The organism is Candidatus Soleaferrea massiliensis AP7 (assembly GCF_000820765.1).
Classification (GTDB): domain Bacteria; phylum Bacillota; class Clostridia; order Oscillospirales; family Ruminococcaceae; genus Soleaferrea; species Soleaferrea massiliensis.
Window position 1 is genome coordinate 71,338 of sequence record NZ_CCYH01000036.1, and the last position, 15,739, is coordinate 87,076.

At 53.7% G+C, this 15,739-nt stretch carries 16 protein-coding genes; 6 read left to right on the forward strand and 10 right to left on the reverse strand.

All coding sequences use genetic code 11. The features are described 5' to 3' along the window. Positions 1-8: 8 nt before the first annotated feature. The 4 genes from rsgA to spoVM all read left to right on the forward strand — a co-directional run bounded on the left by rsgA (position 9) and on the right by spoVM (position 1,897). The gene (rsgA, locus tag BN348_RS08890) at positions 9-902 is read left to right on the forward strand and encodes a ribosome small subunit-dependent GTPase A (RefSeq protein WP_040197541.1); all 894 of its coding nucleotides are present in this window, start codon (positions 9-11) and stop codon (positions 900-902) included. Beyond that, a complete protein-coding gene (locus tag BN348_RS08895) occupies positions 902-1,537 on the forward strand; it encodes a thiamine diphosphokinase (RefSeq protein WP_197068320.1) in 636 nt (211 codons plus the stop codon). The genes rsgA and BN348_RS08895 overlap by 1 nt, the downstream gene beginning before the upstream one ends. 98 nt (positions 1,538-1,635) lie before the next feature. Further along, positions 1,636-1,794 (forward strand): hypothetical protein, encoded by a 159-nt coding sequence (locus BN348_RS13920; protein WP_156136471.1) that lies wholly within the window; start codon positions 1,636-1,638, stop codon positions 1,792-1,794. A gap of 13 nt (positions 1,795-1,807) precedes the next feature. Next, positions 1,808-1,897: a stage V sporulation protein SpoVM gene (gene spoVM / locus BN348_RS14425; protein WP_156136472.1), complete on the forward strand. Its 90-nt coding sequence runs from the start codon at positions 1,808-1,810 to the stop codon at positions 1,895-1,897. Positions 1,898-2,114: 217 nt separating this feature from the next. Here the strand turns inward: spoVM and BN348_RS08900 are convergent, their stop codons facing one another. The 5 genes from BN348_RS08900 to metG form a co-directional block, all read right to left on the reverse strand. After that, a complete protein-coding gene (locus BN348_RS08900) occupies positions 2,115-3,086 on the reverse strand; it encodes a hypothetical protein (protein WP_197068321.1) in 972 nt (323 codons plus the stop codon). Next, positions 3,079-3,561 carry an RNA polymerase sigma factor gene (locus BN348_RS08905; RefSeq protein ID WP_040197545.1) on the reverse strand — a complete coding sequence of 161 codons (483 nt, stop codon included), beginning with the start codon at positions 3,559-3,561 and terminating at the stop codon, positions 3,079-3,081. The genes BN348_RS08900 and BN348_RS08905 overlap by 8 nt, the downstream gene beginning before the upstream one ends. A 564-nt stretch (positions 3,562-4,125) precedes the next feature. Continuing rightward, on the reverse strand, positions 4,126-4,728 hold the full coding sequence (locus BN348_RS08910; RefSeq protein WP_040197546.1) for a TIGR04100 family radical SAM protein: 603 nt from the start codon (positions 4,726-4,728) through the stop codon (positions 4,126-4,128). 32 nt (positions 4,729-4,760) lie between these two features. After that, complete coding sequence (locus BN348_RS08915; protein WP_040197548.1) at positions 4,761-5,528, reverse strand: TatD family hydrolase; 768 nt, start codon at positions 5,526-5,528, stop codon at positions 4,761-4,763. An 81-nt stretch (positions 5,529-5,609) separates the two neighbouring features. Beyond that, complete coding sequence (gene metG / locus BN348_RS08920) at positions 5,610-7,559, reverse strand: methionine--tRNA ligase (protein ID WP_040197549.1); 1,950 nt, start codon at positions 7,557-7,559, stop codon at positions 5,610-5,612. Positions 7,560-8,193: 634 nt separating this feature from the next. Between metG and BN348_RS08925 the strand changes: the two genes are divergently transcribed. Further along, positions 8,194-9,213: an SPFH domain-containing protein gene (locus BN348_RS08925; RefSeq protein ID WP_040197550.1), complete on the forward strand. Its 1,020-nt coding sequence runs from the start codon at positions 8,194-8,196 to the stop codon at positions 9,211-9,213. A 2-nt stretch (positions 9,214-9,215) separates the two neighbouring features. Beyond that, complete coding sequence (locus BN348_RS08930) at positions 9,216-9,419, forward strand: type II toxin-antitoxin system antitoxin (protein WP_040197551.1); 204 nt, start codon at positions 9,216-9,218, stop codon at positions 9,417-9,419. Positions 9,420-9,579: 160 nt separating this feature from the next. On the opposite strand, the gene BN348_RS13250 is transcribed toward BN348_RS08930, so the two are convergent. The 5 genes from BN348_RS13250 to BN348_RS08950 form a co-directional block, all read right to left on the reverse strand. Next, on the reverse strand, positions 9,580-11,397 hold the full coding sequence (locus BN348_RS13250) for a PASTA domain-containing protein (protein WP_197068322.1): 1,818 nt from the start codon (positions 11,395-11,397) through the stop codon (positions 9,580-9,582). Between the two features lie 5 nt (positions 11,398-11,402). Continuing rightward, the gene (locus tag BN348_RS14070) at positions 11,403-11,600 is read right to left on the reverse strand and encodes a hypothetical protein (RefSeq protein ID WP_197068323.1); all 198 of its coding nucleotides are present in this window, start codon (positions 11,598-11,600) and stop codon (positions 11,403-11,405) included. A gap of 217 nt (positions 11,601-11,817) precedes the next feature. Further along, the gene (ligA, locus tag BN348_RS08940) at positions 11,818-13,812 is read right to left on the reverse strand and encodes an NAD-dependent DNA ligase LigA (RefSeq protein WP_040197552.1); all 1,995 of its coding nucleotides are present in this window, start codon (positions 13,810-13,812) and stop codon (positions 11,818-11,820) included. 162 nt (positions 13,813-13,974) lie between these two features. Beyond that, on the reverse strand, positions 13,975-14,673 hold the full coding sequence (gene yunB, locus BN348_RS08945; RefSeq protein ID WP_040197553.1) for a sporulation protein YunB: 699 nt from the start codon (positions 14,671-14,673) through the stop codon (positions 13,975-13,977). 430 nt (positions 14,674-15,103) lie between these two features. Continuing rightward, complete coding sequence (locus BN348_RS08950) at positions 15,104-15,631, reverse strand: spore maturation protein (RefSeq protein WP_242844333.1); 528 nt, start codon at positions 15,629-15,631, stop codon at positions 15,104-15,106. Between the last annotated feature and the right edge of the window lie 108 nt (positions 15,632-15,739).

Below are 15,739 nucleotides of genomic sequence, written 5' to 3' on the forward strand. Positions count from 1 at the left end.
ATAACTCTATGAACAGTCAAGTGATCAAAAACGGATTGATTATCAAGTCGCTCGGTGGTTTCTACTATGTGGAAACCACCGAAGCCATCTATGAATGCCGCGCGCGCGGCAAATTCCGCAAGGACGAGATAAGCCCGCTGGTCGGCGACCGGGTGGACGTTGAACTGACCGACGGCGGCAAGGGCTATGTCGTTGGGATTCACGAGCGGAAGAACAGCATCATCCGGCCGCCGGTCGCGAACATCGACCAGCTTCTGCTCGTAAGCTCGATTGAAAAGCCGAAGCCGAACCTGCTGGTGCTCGATAAGCTCCTGGCCGTCTGCGTGTATAAAAACATCCGGCCGGTCGTCATCCTGACCAAAGCGGATCTTGGAGACACGTCACAGCTTCGGAAAACCTACGAAGGCGCAGGCTTCCCGGTATTCTGCGTCTCCAGTCTGCAGCAGGAGGGCATCGAGCCGGTAAGGGCGCTTCTGCGCGGCAAAATCAGCGCTTTCAGCGGCAATTCCGGCGTGGGTAAAACAACCCTGCTGAACGCGATAGATCAAAATCTAAGCCTTTCTACGGCCGCTATCAGCGACAAACTCGGCCGCGGCCGGCACACCACCCGCCATGTGGAGCTTTACAAGCTGCCGGGCGGCGGATATATCGCCGACACGCCCGGTTTCTCCTCCGTGGACATCCACAAATTCGAGATCATCCTGAAGGATCAGCTGCAGTACTGTTTCCCGGAGTTTGAGGATTATCTCGACGGCTGCCAGTTCACCGGATGCTCGCACACCTGTGAAAAGGGCTGCCGGGTTCTGGAGGCGCTGCAGGATGGCCGCATCAGCCCGTCGCGGCATGAAAGCTATGTGGCGATGTATGAAGAGGCAAAAAACATAAAGGAATGGGAATTGTGATGACCGAGGAAAAACGCTGTGTGATCTTCTGCGCGGGACCCATCGAGGACGACCGGTTCGTGCTGGAGCAGCTGCAGCCAAATGATATCATCATCTGTGCGGATCAGGGTGTCGCCCATGCCTTGCGGCTGGGGCTGGCACCCGATTTGGTGATTGGGGATTTTGACTCCTACCACGGCCCGCTCGAACATCTGCCGGTTCATCAGTTCCCCTGCGACAAGGACTACACCGACACGCATCTCGCTCTGGAAGAAGGACTCGGGATGGGATGCCGGGAATTTGTGCTGTTCGGGGCGCTGGGCGGCGCAAGGCTGGATCATATGCTTGCCAATATTGAAGAGGCGTTCCGGCTGGCTTCCGATGGTATCGACATCTCGCTGCTGGACAGCGGCAATAGAATTTACTGTGTCGTGGACCGGAAAATCATAATTGAGCGGATGCAGTCATATCATTTATCAGTCATCAGTTTATCCGACCGGTCGTGCGGCGTCACGCTCAAAGGGGTCAAATTTCCGCTGAACAATGTTGTACTGACCAATACCTTCCCGCTCGGTGTCAGCAACCGCATCACCGATGAATTTGCGTCAATTGAGGTAAAGAACGGAAAATTGATGGTATTTCTATCGAAAGATTAACACATCCCGCCCGTTTTGCGTATACTGTACTGTGCCTGATAGATACAAAGCACACGGCGAAACCGGATGGATTTTCACACAGAAAGGCGGTGGGCTGCATGCGCCGTGGCAGATGCAATATCCTGAGCATTCTTGCCTGCGTCGCCATTGGAATCGGCGCGCTGATGCTGATCTGTCTGTTCTGTCCCCTCCAGTTTATCATAACGGTGGTCGCCGCCCTGCTGATCTTTATCGGTATTGTACTCCTATTTTGTTAAGGGTGGATTTGTTATGAAAGTAGTCGTCATCAAAAGTCCCCGGTTTTTATCGGGTATTCTCAGGATGATCTTCGGCATCAGAAAAGAATCGAACGAACTCTGATCCGCAGTGATCCGTAACATGTATTTTCATTCAAGGTTTTTGGAAACGCCTGCACAACCTTATACCATGTGTGTATCCATATGGGCTGCTCCCCCCGGGATATGTACATAACAAAAAAGCTTCCGCGCCGTAAGGCCGGAAGCTTTTTTCTATTGCGTTATGGTTTGCGTTATTATAAGATCATTCGTATTTGTTCTGAAGCTTCCCACCCTGTAAGCTATTCATCCGTCAGGGCATCGAGAAAAGACGCAAACGCATCGTCAATTTGATATCTTGAAAGAAACTTGATATTCGGATAATACCAGACTTCAAAATAAAGTCCGCTCATTGTTACAATGCGGAGCTTGCTTGCATCCGCGAGCTTGTCTCCCGCTGTTCCTTCATAGGCCGGGGTCTGCGCGCCGTCCGGTGTGGATTCCATCTGCGGCGGCGCGGTTCCCTTTTCAGCATTCTCCAGCGGTTCGCTGAGCTTTTCAAAATACGCCTTGCTCGAATCGATGAGCGGTGCAAAGAAATCATGGAATGCCGTGAGTGTCTGCGGATCGGTCACCGTATTTACCAGTTTATCCGTCACTCCATCGGGAAAGCACTCCAGCTTCGCGATATCCTGTGCGGAATGGATGCCGTAAAGCTCCAGATAGGCCGAAGCATCCTCGTCCCGGTTCTGCTCATAGGATGTAAAGCTTTCAAACTGGTAGAGGTCATAACCGTCCCCTGTTTCACTGCGGACCGCAACCACAGCCTGACATCCTGCCGGTTTATAGGCATAGATACCATCATCCGGACCGGAGAAACCGCCTTTGATCTCGCCGATCTTTTCACCGACTGCCTCTTCGTTTACCTGCAATGGCAAAGAAAAACGGTTGTCGTTCCGTTCCACTTTTCTATAAGTTTTATTCTGAAAACTTATGCTCGGATAAACCTCAACCCAATCCACTTCCCCTTGTGTTCCCGGCGGGACAGACGGCAATGTTCCCCAATCGGATACGAGCATTATCCATGGAATACCAACAGCAAGAATCATAGCCGCAGCAACCGGTAATACGATAAAATACACTTTTCTTCCGGTTTTATATGTCCTGGATTTGCTGTCCCCATTTCCACAAAGGATGTTCTCAAGCATCCTTTCCCGTGCATCCTGATCCGGCTTCAGCGAATCGAACGCATCGTTTAAGTCCCGTTTATTCATTCTGATCACCGCCCATCGCAATTTTCAGCAGCTTCCTGCCGGTATGGAGGTAACCGCGGATGGTGGATTCCTTCTTGCCCAGCATCCGCGAAAGCTCCACTGTGTTGTAGCCTTCATAATAATACAGATAGATTGTTGTCCGAACCTTCCGCGGCAGCAGAAAAACCTGCTCCAGGATGGCATTGTCCGCGGACTGCGGCTTTTCATCCGGCAGGGATTCAAGCGGCACATTTTTTCTCCACCAGTGCTTCAAATGATCCCTGCACAGATTGGAAGCCGTCACAATCAGCCAAGCCTTCTCATGCTCTGCGCTGTCAAACCTGCCGTGCCGGATCAGTTTCAAAAAGGTTGCCTGCACCATATCTTCTGCGTCATACCGGTTTTTCAGGAACAGATAGCATATCCGATAGACCATATCGACATGGCGGTCGTACAGCTCGGTCAGCTGTTCCTTCTGATAGAAAGAATCCTCCATCCGAAAACCTCCTTTCATCAGTAATACGATTGAGCGAGGGGAAACGTTGCGTCTATTTTAATATTTTTTTAGATTTACGTATCAGCTGAAGTACCGGGGTACCATGAAAGCGACCTGTAATCATGGGAGCGTCCGCTGCTAGCTATGCCCAACCACCCAGCCAAAAGTAAAACGCCGCCCGCAGGCGGCCGAAGCAGGAAAAGGGATATCAGAGGGGATTTTCAAGGGGGCCATCTGGCCCTAAGCGGCACTGTGTATGGCCCCCTTGAACGGCCTTTCTTGGTTACTTTTTTGGCCGGCAAAGAAGTAACGACCATATTGCCAAGTGTTACTTGGTATACACAGCAAAGCCGCTGTGCTACAGCGGTGCAACGACCACATTACCAAGTATCACTTGGTAAACACAGCAGAGCCGCTGTGCTACAGCGGTGCAACAACCACTCCACCAAGTATCACTTGGTAAACAGCGTAAAGCCGCTGAGACTCAGCGGCTTTACGCCGTCAGATATGCCGACAAACTGAAGCGGCGGTCAGAATAGCTGACCGCCGCTTATGTACCCCGCTTTACTGCGCCCAGTGCCGCACACGGAATTTCGCGCCGATCTCTTCGGCGATTTTTCTGCACTGTTCGATCTCATCGGGTTCGATGAAATCCACCACGGTCATGGTCACGTCGTCGAGCACCTGCAGGCAGTCCCTTGTGAACTGCAGCATCGCTTCATACGAGCATTCCCCATATTCGCTGTGGCAGATCTTCTGATAATTCTGCGCATTCGCCGCATTCAGGCTGATTGACACGGCGTCGACAACGCCCTTCAGTTCCTGCGCCACCTTTCGGCCATGAATCAGGTCGCCCAATCCGTTGGTGTTGATACGGATCGGCAGATCCGTCTTTGTCCGGATATGCTTCGAAAACGCCTTCAGCTCCTCCAAACGGACAATCGGCTCGCCGTAACCGCAGAAGATGATCTCGGTGTAGCCCGAAAGATCGGTGCTGTCAAACGCTTCGATCATCTCCTGGAGCGCCGGTTCCTTTTCAAACCAGAGATTATCCGCCGAACCGACGCTCTCCCCGTTTCCGCGGATGCAAAAATCGCACCGGCACGGGCACTGGTTTGTGATGTTTAGGTAAAGATGATTTCCAATATGATAGACAATATCCACCATGATGGACCGCCTCCTTTGGTTCTATCAAATGATCAACCGATCTCATAGGCCCGGCAGGCGTTGCGGTTTGTGATGTCCGCAACCTCCTGCGGGGATATCCCCTTGATCTCAGCGATTTTTTCAATGGTTTTCTGCAGCATTGCGGAATCACAGCGCTTGCCGCGGAAAGGCTCCGGCGCCATATATGGACAGTCAGTCTCGACAAGCATCCTGTCAAGCGGCACCATCTCAACCACTTCCAGCGTTTTTCGCGCGTTTTTGAAGGTCACAACACCGGTAAAGCCGATGTACATGCCCAGCTTCAAAACCTCTTTGGCGGTTTCGGTGCTGCCCGAGAAGCAGTGTACAATGCCCTTGGGCCGACGCTTTTTCAGCAGCTCCATCGTATCAGCCGCCGCATCGCGGGAATGGATGACAACCGGCAGACCGAGCTTCTTCGCGAGCCGAAGCTGCTGCTCAAACACGATCTTCTGCATCTCGCGCGGTGAGAAATCGTAGTAGTAGTCCAGCCCAATCTCCCCGATCGCCACAACCTTCTGTTCTTTGGCCATCTGTTCGAGCTGTTCGAGATAATCTTCCGGCACATCGATCGCATCGTGCGGATGCACGCCGACCGCCGCATAGATGAAGTCATACCGCCTGCTGAGTTCGACACTGCGCGCGGAGCTTTGCAGGTTGCTGCCGATGTTCGTGAGTAGCCGCACGCCGCTGTCCCTGAGGCTCAGAAGCAGTTCTTCGCGGTCGCCGTCAAACTTCCTGTCATCGTAATGCGCATGGGAATCGAATATATTCTGAATCATAGCGTCGCCTCTTTTAATAGATGTTGGAACACCTGATGACATCGTCGGTCCTGCCGACCTGCCAGTATCATCGCGCCTCTCTTAATGGATATTGGAGCCGTTCGGGATGCTGTCATCCAGGAACAGCACCTTCACATCGTCTTCGGACGCGTCGGCGGCAAGGATCATGCCGTTGCTCATGACGCCGCGCAGTTTAACCGGCTTGAGGTTTGACACCAGCACAATCTTCTTTCCGATCAGATCTTCTGGACGGTACCATTTCGCAATGCCGGAAACCACTTGGCGTATGCCGGTTCCATCGTCCACCTGCAGCTGATACAGCTTGTCAGACTTCGGCACCATGACGCATTCCTTAATCTGCGCCACAATCAGGCTGACCTTCGCGAAGTCGTCGATCGTGATGACGGCGACGCCTTCGGGCTTTTCTTCCTTCTTCGGCTGCTGGGCTTCCTTTTGGGCCGCTGCTTTGTTCTTTTCAAGCTCTTCGAGCTCTTTGGCGACGTCGATGCGCGGGAACAGGCTGTCGCCCTTCTGAACCGTGCAGCTTGGCGGCATCAGGCCCCACTGACCGGCGCTCTCCCAATCGGTGACCGATTCCGGCGCGCCGATCTGTTCGAAGATCTTCGGCGCGGTGGCGGGCATAAACGGCTCGATCAGAATGCCGATGATGCGGATGGCCTCGCACAGGTTGTAGAGCACCGCCGCGAGACGGGCCTTCCTGGTTTCATCCTTGCCGAGAACCCACGGCGCGGTCTCGTCGATGTATTTGTTCGTGCGGGAAACCAGCTTGAAGATTTCGGTCAGCGCGTTCGAGAAGGTCAGGTTGTCGAGATACGACTCGGCCTTCGCCTTGGTCTCCTTCGCAAGGCTGATCAGCGTCTCATCCAGCGCGTCGGCCTCCCGTTCGGACGGCAGCGTTCCGCCGAAATATTTGATAACCATCGAAACGGTGCGGGAAACCAGATTGCCCAGATCGTTCGCGAGGTCGGAATTGATGCGGGTGATCAGCGCCTCATTCGAGAACAGGCCGTCCGAACCGAACGGAATCTCGCGAAGCAGGAAGTAGCGGATCGCATCGACGCCGTAACGGTCGCACAGTACGACCGGGTCGACGACGTTGCCCTTTGATTTGCTCATCTTGCCGCCGTCCAGCAGCAGCCAGCCGTGCCCATAAACCTTCTTCGGCAGCGGCAGGTCCAGCGCCATCAGAAACGCGGGCCAGATGATCGAATGGAAGCGCATGATCTCCTTGCCGACCAGATGCACATCCGCCGGCCAGTACTTCTCAAAATCATCGTACTGTCCGTTTTGATATCCGAGCGCCGTGATATAGTTGTTCAGCGCGTCCATCCAGACATAGACGACATGTCCCGGGTCGAAGTCGACCGGGATGCCCCAGGTAAACGAGGTGCGGGAGACGCACAGATCCTCAAGGCCCGGCTTGATGAAGTTGTTGACCATCTCATTCAGGCGCTTCTGCGGCTCCATGAAGTCCGGGCGCTCCTCGTACAGCTTTAAAAGGCGGTCGGCATACTGGGACAGACGGAAGAAATACGCCTCCTCTTCCGCATCCGCCACATCGCGGCCGCAGTCCGGGCATTTGCCGTCCACAAGCTGGCTTTCGGTCCAGAAGGATTCGCACGGCGTACAGTATTTTCCCTTGTAAACGCCCTTGTAGATGTCCCCTTTGTCATAAAGCGTCTTGAAGATCTTCTGCACCGACTCCTCATGATATGGGTCGGTCGTGCGGATGAACCGGTCGTTCGAGATGTTCAGCAGCTTCCAGAGTTCTTTGATGGAGACCGCCATGTCGTCTACATACTGCTTCGGGGTCACACCCTTCTGCTTTGCTTTCTCCTCAATCTTCTGTCCGTGCTCATCGGTGCCGGTCAGGAACATGACGTCGTATCCCTGCATGCGTTTGTAGCGGGCCATCGTGTCGGCCGCCACCGTCGTATAGCTGTGGCCGATGTGCAGTTTATCGGACGGATAATAGATCGGCGTCGTGATGTAGAACGTTTTTTTACTCATTGAGATCTCCTCCATTTATTCTTTGTCCCTCTGAACGGCCATATGAGGCCGCGGGACTGTTCAGCATAAAATGCCCGGACAGCGGGCTGTATATCATAATAGTATATCATTATTCTGTACAAAAGAAAAGCCGCTTACCAGTTTTTTGTGCATTTTTTTGCAGCTTTCCGCCGGATATTGCCCATTGCAGCCTGATCTGCGTATCTCCTCTGCGCTTGTGCAGGTGCAAAGATCAATTTCTAACAGATGGGAGCATTTCTGATACTGCCTCCTTCCGACATCCTGTCTCTTCATGATTTCTTACCGTCTCCTCCAATTCCATTCCATTTTCTAGCACAAAAGGCCGTGTGTGTGCACAATTACACACTGAGTCAAAATGGATGACATCCTCATCCATTTTCCCATACACTCCTGCGCATCCTCCTGAGAATCATAGTCGAAGCCCTCCATATGCTGCGTGTTTTCTCCACATGATCCAGTGTATCCTTTTTGTATATCAATTCAAAAAATATACTGAATGGAAATATTTTTCTTTTTTATTTTCATATCCATCCTGAAAATATGCAAAAGCGCTTGACAACCAACGATCATCGTGATATGATTTTGATATCACAAAGATATTGGAGGGCTACATATGCAGGAAAAGGTACTCAACAACAAGAAAAATGGCATGGCGTTTATGTTTGTTTTCATCCTCTTATACTTCGCCGCAATCGCGGGCCTTGTCGTGGGCTGCATCTTTGCTCAATCCCCGCTGGCGGTTGCGCTGCTCGTCATCTGCGGCATCTGGCTGCTCGTCGGCTGGATTCCCTTTCTGGGACTCAAGGTGCTGAAGCCGCAGGAAGCGCTGGTCCTCACGCTCTTCGGCAAATATGTCGGAACGATCAAGGACGACGGCTTTTACTTTGTCAACCCGCTTTGCACCAGCGTCAATCCGGCGGCCAAGACCAAGCTGAGCCAAAGCGGGGATGTCGACAGCGGCGCGAATAAATCCATTTTGATTTCATCCAGCCAGACTGCCGTCAACGCGGAGCTGACAAGCAAAAAGATTTCGATGAAGATCATGACCCTGAGCAACAACAAGCAGAAGGTCAACGACTGCCTGGGCAATCCTGTTGAAATCGGCATTGCCGTCATGTGGCGGGTGGTCGATACGGCCAAGGCGGTTTTCAACGTCGACAATTACAAGGAATACCTGTCCCTGCAGTGCGACAGCGCCCTGCGGAACATTGTGCGCATCTATCCGTACGACGTCGCTCCAAACGTCGACACGACCGGCGACGGCGTTGCCGACGAGGGCAGCCTGCGCGGCTCCAGTGAGATTGTCGCGTCACGCATCCGCGATGAGATTCAGGCAAAGGTTTCCGAGGCCGGCCTGGAAATCCTGGAAGCCAGGATCACCTACCTTGCGTACGCTCCCGAAATCGCGGCGGTCATGCTGCAAAGGCAGCAGGCATCCGCAATCATCGACGCCAGAAAGATGATCGTGGACGGCGCGGTCGGCATGGTTGAAATGGCCCTCGACCGCCTGAGCGAGCACAACACGGTCGTACTGGACGATGAAAGAAAAGCGGCCATGGTGTCGAACCTGTTGGTCGTCCTCTGCGGAAACCATGACGCTCAGCCCATCGTCAATTCCGGAAGCCTTTACTGATCATGGCCGATACACCGAAGAAACAAATCCCGCTCCGCCTTTCCGCGAAGCTGTACAATGAAATTTCCGCATGGGCTGAGGACGATTTCCGGTCTGTAAACGGGCAGATCGAATATCTTCTGTCGGAATGTGTACGGCAGCGAAAAAAGAACGGCAGATATGTCTCCGAGGACCTGGATAAGCCACTGGACATCGATATCCAGTAAACAAAGGCTCCCTAAGGTGCGGCAGGCGTCTGCGCGCAGGGGGCGACATCCCGCAAAAGAACAGATAAAATAAGATCCCTGTGGAACATCTGTATGTTCCACAGGGATCTTTCTGCTTATCGACTGATCATATCAAGTATGGCTGTTTCAATTCTCAGGGTTAAAAAAACCGGGATGGTTTTTTTGAATCCTCAGAACGAGATGTGTCGTGCTTGGATGATTCTGTTCCGGAAGAGGAGCCGGACGGCTTGGACGCCTGGGATTCCGACGGCTTGGACGGTGTTTTCGGCGGCTCCGGATCGGGGATGTGCTCGGCGCGGATATACAGGATCACCGTAGCGTCGCTGTCGATCGAGCTTCCCTCGGTGAAATTGGTGCCCGCGATCTTTCCCTTGGTCAGGCTGCGGTCATTGACCTCCTCGACATGGAAATCCAGGCCGGCCGCGATCAGGCGCTGCTTGGCTTCGGATTCTGAAAGGCCAACGACATAGGGCATGGTGGTCTGCTGGCCGCCGGTGCTGACCCAAATGATCAGCGCTTCGCCCTTTTTCACCATCTCGCCGGGCTCCGGATACTGTTTAAAGATGTAACCTTCCGCGTATTCGTTGCTGCTGTCCTTTTCGACCGCCAGGACAAAATTACTGTTATTTTCATATTCCTTTTGGATGTCCTCACCGAACTTGCCGACCAGATTCGGCACCTCGACGCCGCGCTTCACCACCCCGGCGGCCGTCTGAGACGTCACTGCGGAGGTGACCTGATACGGTTCCTGCGGCTGTTTTTTCGGCGGTTCGTTGACAACCGAAAGCAGCTCATAGATGAAGTAGGCGGTCACGCACATGACCAGCAGGCAGATAATCGAAAGGATGACGATCACATATGGGATGTTGCGTTCCTTTTTGGGTTTTTTCGTTTTATTCTTTTTTGGTTTCACCGGTCTCTTAACCGGCTTCGCCTTTTTTACCGGTTTAGGAGGAACCTTTGGCTGCAGCCGTTCCTCTTCCTGCTGCCGCTGCCTCTCCAGAACGGCCGCATCGTACTGGATGGTGTCGTCCGAAATGCTCTGCAGAAGCTGCGCTGTAAAATTCTCGATGGTTCTGGTCCGCTGATCGGTCGACAGCTTCATCGCGTTGTAAAGCGCCACCGACACGTTGGCTGGGACCTTCTCATCCACCTGGTTCGCATAGAACAGCTTGTCGTCCTTTTTGCGGTCTGGTGCGCTCTGCGGCGTCACACCGGTCAGCGTTGTATAGATGACGGCCGCCGCCGCGTAAACATCGGTCCAGGTTCCCTGCCAGGTATTCAGGGAATACTGCTCCGGCGCGGAATAGCCGCTGTACAGCTTGGCGGTCAGTTCGCTTTTATAGGTTCTGGCCGACGGGATACAGAAGTCGGTCAGCCAGAGGATGCCGTCCTCGTCTATCCGGACGGTTTCCATACTGATGCCGCGGTGAATCACGCCCGCTTCATGCAGATGCGCCATGGTATTGCAAAACTGGAGGAAGATTTCCCGCATCACCATCCACTCAAGTTTTCCGCCGGTCCGGTCGATAAAGGTGGTCAGCTTCAGCGTTTTGATCCGCTTGTACACCACATATACCGTGCCGTTCTCCTGAAAGATATTGAGCGTCGGCAGGATGCCGTCCACATTCTTGAGCGCGGAGATCGTCTTCGCCAGATCATAAAAATCTGAAAGAAGCGCCTTGTACTGGGCCAGCGAATTTTCATTCGGGATCAGCGTCATCCCGTCCGCCCCGCGGCGGCAGAGGTTCGGCGGCAGATATTCACGGATGGTTACCGGCGCCTGCAGTACACAGTCATACGCCAGATACCGATAGCTGTCGGGATTTTTATAACGCAGTCTGCCGACGATATACCGGCTCTGCAGTACGGTCTGCGGCGCCAAACGTGAATCGCTCACATCGACCGGCTCCCGGCTGTCGTATCCGCAATGTGGACAGACTGTTTCATCTGTCAATTGTTTCATGCATCCCATACAGATATGCATTTCGTTTTTCGACAGTTCGGCCAAAAAAACCCCTCATTTCTCTGATTGATCTCACCGCATTGCCCCCATAAGTCTGTGCAATCGACAAAAATACCTTTTATATCATAACATATTTTTCTTGTTGTTTCAATGGCTTTTTTTGTTTCTGCCGAAGGTCTGTTCAAATGAATCATAAAAAAAGTTCCCCCTCCGCATATACCGGAGCCGGGAACTTTTTATCCTGTTTTTGAGAAACGGATAAATCCGCCGCTGACGCATCAAGCGCCGCATTTTCAGCCTGACGCCAATAAGCAAAACAGTCCATTTACTATAGAAAGGAGCATAAGCTGTTCTACGCGGATCAGATGGATAAGAAGCTTCCTGCTTCCGCCGGACAGCGCTGGTTCCGTCTCAACGACCTGTCTGCTCGTCCAGCAGGCGGGAAAACGCCGCTTCGTCCAGAATCGTGATGCCCAAGTCCTGCGCCTTCTGCAGCTTGCTGCCGGCATCCTCGCCTGCCACGACGTAGCTGGTTTTCTTGGAGACCGATGAGGAAACCTTGCCGCCGAGCGCCTCGATCCTCTCTTTTGCCTCGCTGCGCGTGAATGCGCTCAGCGTGCCGGTCAGCACAAAGGTCTGCCCTGCCAGCTTATCGGATGCCGGTTTGACCGAACAGGTCATGTTAACCCCCGCATCCTTCAGGCGGTCAACCAGGCTGCGGGTGTTTTCATCCGCAAAGAACGCCACCACGCTTTCGGCTATGATGCCGCCGAAGCCTTCGACCGCGCTCACCTCCTCGGCGCTTACCGAAAACAGCCGCTCCATCTCCCCGAACGCCTGCGCAAGCAGCATGGCCGCCTTCTGGCCGACGTTGCGGATGCCCAGCCCGAACAGCAGCCTGGACAGGTCGTTTTGCTTGGATTTCTCAATCGCCGCCATCAGGTTGTCCGCGGACTTCTCCTTCTTGCGTTCCAGTCCCAGGATATCCTCTTTTTTCAGATAATAAAGGTCCGCCACCGAATGCACCAGCCCCGCTTCCAGCAGCTGGTCCACCATCGCCGGGCCAAGCCCTTCGATATCCATCGCATCGCGGGACGCGAAGTGGATGAAGTGCCTGCGCTGCTGTGCCGGGCACAGCACATTGATGCACCGCCAGACCGCTTCGTCCTCCTCCCGGACGGTTTTGTCGCCGCAGGAGGGACAGAATTCCGGGATTTTGTACACGTCCGTATTGCCGGCGTGCTCAACGACGCTGACAACCTCCGGGATGATGTCGCCGGCCTTGCGCACAACGATGGTATCCCCAATCCGGATCCCCTTCTCATCGATGAAATCCTGGTTGTGCAGCACCGCGCGGCTGACCGTGCTTCCCGCCAGCAGGATCGGTTCAAACACCGCCGTCGGCGTCAGCGCGCCGGTTCGGCCGACGTTGATCTCGATATCCAGCAGCTTCGTCGTCTTCTCCTCAGGCGGATATTTGAAGGCGAGCGCCCAGCGCGGGAACTTGGAGGTCGCGCCCAGCGTCTCGCGCTGTGAAAAATCGTCAACCTTGACGACCGCGCCGTCGATGTCATAGGCAAAGGCGTTCCGGTTCTCCCCGATCCGCTCGATCTCCTCGCACACCCGTTCGATGTCCGTAAACCGCTGATAGCTCGGGATGACCTTGAAGCCGAGCTTCTTTAAATAATCCAGTGACTCCTGGTGGGAGGCAAGCGCCTTTCCCTCAATCTGCTGGATGTTAAACACAAAGATGTCCAGCCTTCTGGTCGCCGTGATCTTCGGGTCCTTCTGGCGCAGCGATCCCGCCGCCGCGTTCCGCGGGTTTTTGAACGGCGTCTCCTCGTTCTCAAGCTGCCGCTGCACCAGTGAGTCGAACACCTTCTTCGGCATATAGACCTCGCCGCGCACCTCCAGATATGCGACCGGCTCGTCCAGCTTCAGCGGGATGGAGCGAATCGTCTTGAGGTTCAGCGTGACGTCCTCGCCGACAAAGCCGTCGCCGCGGGTGGAGCCCCGCACAAACTGCCCGTCCCGGTATTCCAGCGAAACCGAAAGCCCATCGATCTTCGGCTCCACAATGTAGGCCGGCTGTTCGGCCTTCTCGCGCACCCGCCTGTCGAATTCCCCGACGGCGTCGAGGCTGAACACATCCTGAAGGCTGCCCATCTGCACGGTATGCGTCACGCTCGCAAAGGTGTTCTTCGCTTCCCCGCCCACCCGCTGTGTCGGGGAATCCGGAGAAACCAGCTGCGGGAACGCCTCCTCCAGCCTGATCAGCTCCTCGAGCATTTTATCGTAGTCGTAGTCGCTGATGGTCGGCCGGTCCTCCACATAATAGCGGCGGTTGTGCTCATGAAGCTGTTCTGTCAGTTCGGAAACGCGGATTTTTGCCTGTTCGATATCCATTGTTCTGATCAATCCTTTGTATGATAGTCATTCCTGAATGATTTTCCATATTGCAGGATCGCATGACATCGAGTCCACGATATCATGCGATCTGTTTGTTTATTAGTATACCATAAAACAAAGAATATTTTCTGTCTTTTCGTGAAGAATCCTGTAAAACTGTTATTCCAAATACCGGCTCGCGCCGTAGTCGTTGAGCTCGCGTTCCGGATCGTCCGCGCGTTCCACCCTGGTGTACGCTTCCGGGATCTTGCCGACAATGACCGTTTCGGCCAGGCAGAAATCGGTGCTGATCTCGACATTTGCCGAATAGCCCGGTATCAGCGCCATCGCGGTCGTCTTGATGTGCAGCATGACCTGATCCCGCGTCTGGTTGATGCCCGCGGACTCAAAATTATGCGTGATCTGGGTATCGATATAGCCGATTGGAATAAACTTGATGTCGATCATCGGGCCGCGGCCGACCAGGAAGCTGCTGTCCAGCAGGGTGCCGAGCGCAATCTTCAGCTCTCCATCCTCGATATCGGTCAAGCCGTCCATGATGGCGGTTGACAGCGAGGCCTGCAGCTTGTTGATCAGGATGCTGTCGGTCTCCAGCGCCGTGACGTTGCCGTCGGTGTCCCTTGTGATGTGCACAAGGTCGTCGTACTGAATATTCTGCCGCTCAAGCTCCTCGGTGATCGAGCTGTTGATGACCTTCGTCGCATGCACCCTCGCCTGATAGGATTCCAGTGAGATGATGATCGGCCGGATCTTCGCATCCAGCAGCATCAGCAGCACCATCAGGACCAGCAGCACGATGCCGATTTTAATCAGTACTTTTGCCCTCGCCCGCTTTTTCGGCTGCACCCGTCTGCGCATCGCGCTCCCCTCCCCGGCTCATTTATTTTCTTTTGACAGTCCAACATCCCATTCTATGTAAAAAAACCTGTTTTCGTTCCAAAACCGGGGAAAAACCCGTCCAAACAGGAAAAAATCTTTTAATTTATGCCGGTTATTGTTTATCCGCACGCATTGCCGCATGGGATTTTATCAAAATTCCTCTTATTGGGACACGAAGCCAGAGAATAGATTTATCAATCCCTCTTATCGGGGCGTGAAAGCCATAAAATGAGATTTTATCCCCCTTGCTAAGATATGAAATCAGAGTATGAGACTTTATCAGTCCCCATGATTGGGGTATGTAAGCCCGAGTATGAGACTTTATCAATCTCTTCTTGTTGGAATATGAAATCAGAGAATGAAATTTTTCCGATCTCCCTGTTGGGATATGAAGCCAGAGATGTGTGTATCAGAACATCATGCCAAAGAACATGCGGACGGTGATCACACTCATCAAAAAACCGACAAAATCCGCTGTTAAAGAACATGGCAGCGTGTAACGGGTTTTTTTGACCCTTGTGCAGCCGAAGTACAGCGCGATGGTATAGAAGGTCGTCTCGCTCGACCCCTCCAAAACGCTTGCAATCCGTCCGATCAGGCTGTCCGCGCCGTGGGTGGACAAAATATCCTCAAAGACCGCAAACGCGCCGCTGCCGGAGATCGGGCGCAGGATTGCCAGCGGCACCACCTCGGACGGCATATGGATTTTTTCGGCGAACGGGCGGATGGCGTTTGTCAGAACATCCAGCGCGCCGGACGTCTTGAACATGCCGATGGCCGTGATCAGGGCAATCAGCGCCGGCAGAATCTTGATGCTGACGGAAATGCCCTCCTTGGCCCCCTTCGTGAAGACGCTGAAGATATCCACCCGCTGGACCAGCGCATAGCCTAAAATGCCCGCGATGATGATTGGAATGATCATGTCGGTCAGTTTCAACGCTATCCCTCCCTGTTGTGTACGTCTATCCTGCCGCCCCATCCGGAGGATGCCTGCCGCCGATCAGCGGTTTCATGACCGCAGACAGGATTTCTCTGCAGCAATGGC

Excerpts from the sequence above, each read along its gene's own strand:
- spoVM (WP_156136472.1), top strand. The coding sequence starts at position 1,808 with ATGAAAGTAGTCGTCATCAAAAGTCCCCGGTTTTTATCGGGTATTCTC.
- BN348_RS08915 (WP_040197548.1), bottom strand. The coding sequence starts at position 5,528 with ATGATTCAGAATATATTCGATTCCCATGCGCATTACGATGACAGGAAG.
- yunB (WP_040197553.1), bottom strand. The coding sequence starts at position 14,673 with ATGCGCAGACGGGTGCAGCCGAAAAAGCGGGCGAGGGCAAAAGTACTG.
- metG (WP_040197549.1), bottom strand. The coding sequence starts at position 7,559 with ATGAGTAAAAAAACGTTCTACATCACGACGCCGATCTATTATCCGTCC.
- rsgA (WP_040197541.1), top strand. The coding sequence starts at position 9 with ATGAACAGTCAAGTGATCAAAAACGGATTGATTATCAAGTCGCTCGGT.
- ligA (WP_040197552.1), bottom strand. The coding sequence starts at position 13,812 with ATGGATATCGAACAGGCAAAAATCCGCGTTTCCGAACTGACAGAACAG.
- BN348_RS08905 (WP_040197545.1), bottom strand. The coding sequence starts at position 3,561 with ATGGAGGATTCTTTCTATCAGAAGGAACAGCTGACCGAGCTGTACGAC.
- BN348_RS13920 (WP_156136471.1), top strand. The coding sequence starts at position 1,636 with ATGCGCCGTGGCAGATGCAATATCCTGAGCATTCTTGCCTGCGTCGCC.
- BN348_RS14070 (WP_197068323.1), bottom strand. The coding sequence starts at position 11,600 with ATGATTCATTTGAACAGACCTTCGGCAGAAACAAAAAAAGCCATTGAA.
- BN348_RS08910 (WP_040197546.1), bottom strand. The coding sequence starts at position 4,728 with ATGGTGGATATTGTCTATCATATTGGAAATCATCTTTACCTAAACATC.
- BN348_RS08895 (WP_197068320.1), top strand. The coding sequence starts at position 902 with ATGACCGAGGAAAAACGCTGTGTGATCTTCTGCGCGGGACCCATCGAG.
- BN348_RS08900 (WP_197068321.1), bottom strand. The coding sequence starts at position 3,086 with ATGAATAAACGGGACTTAAACGATGCGTTCGATTCGCTGAAGCCGGAT.
- BN348_RS08930 (WP_040197551.1), top strand. The coding sequence starts at position 9,216 with ATGGCCGATACACCGAAGAAACAAATCCCGCTCCGCCTTTCCGCGAAG.
- BN348_RS08925 (WP_040197550.1), top strand. The coding sequence starts at position 8,194 with ATGCAGGAAAAGGTACTCAACAACAAGAAAAATGGCATGGCGTTTATG.